Below are 553 nucleotides of genomic sequence, written 5' to 3'. Positions count from 1 at the left end.
ATGAAGTGGTCGAATTCGTTGGTCGTTGGTCAATGATCGACGTGTTTGTGATCGCCGTGTTGTCGGCGTTGGTGCGAATGGGGCAGTTGATGAGCATTTATCCCGCGACGGGCGCCGTGCTGTTCGCGCTGGTGGTGATCCTCACCATGTTCGCCGCCATGACATTTGATCCCCGGCTGACCTGGGATCGCGCAAGTGAAACAATAAACAAGGAGCCGCAAGGTGACGGAAAATAATCATAGCGTCGCGGACGTCGAGAAGATCAAACGCTGGTCGCCGGTGTGGATCATTCCCATCGTGACCGCGTTGATCGGCGCCTGGATCCTGTTTTACCACTTTAGCCATCAGGGGCCGGTAGTGACGCTGGTGACCACGACGGCGGAAGGGCTGGAAGCGGGTAAAACCAAAATCAAAAGCCGCAGCGTTGACGTCGGCGTGGTGGAAACCGTCACGTTGAGCGATGACCTGAGCAAGGTGATGGTGCAGGCGCGTCTCAATGCCGGCATGGAGAAATTGCTGCGCCAGGATTCCGCCTTCTGGGTGGTGAAGCCGC

General features: G+C 57.3%; 2 protein-coding genes. Both read left to right on the top strand.

Annotation, left to right across the window (positions count from 1 at the left end; all coding sequences use genetic code 11):
* Positions 1-236 (top strand): paraquat-inducible protein A (locus ACSBQV_RS24255; RefSeq protein WP_195904478.1); only part of this gene is annotated, 236 nt, incomplete at its 5' end.
* Positions 223-553: MlaD family protein (locus ACSBQV_RS24250; RefSeq protein ID WP_434991576.1), on the top strand; the 331-nt coding region annotated here is incomplete at its 3' end. The genes ACSBQV_RS24255 and ACSBQV_RS24250, both read left to right, overlap by 14 nt.

This window comes from Serratia sp. B501, from assembly GCF_051172315.1.
Lineage (GTDB): Bacteria > Pseudomonadota > Gammaproteobacteria > Enterobacterales > Enterobacteriaceae > Serratia > Serratia ureilytica.
This window is presented reverse-complemented; position numbering and strand designations above follow the sequence as displayed.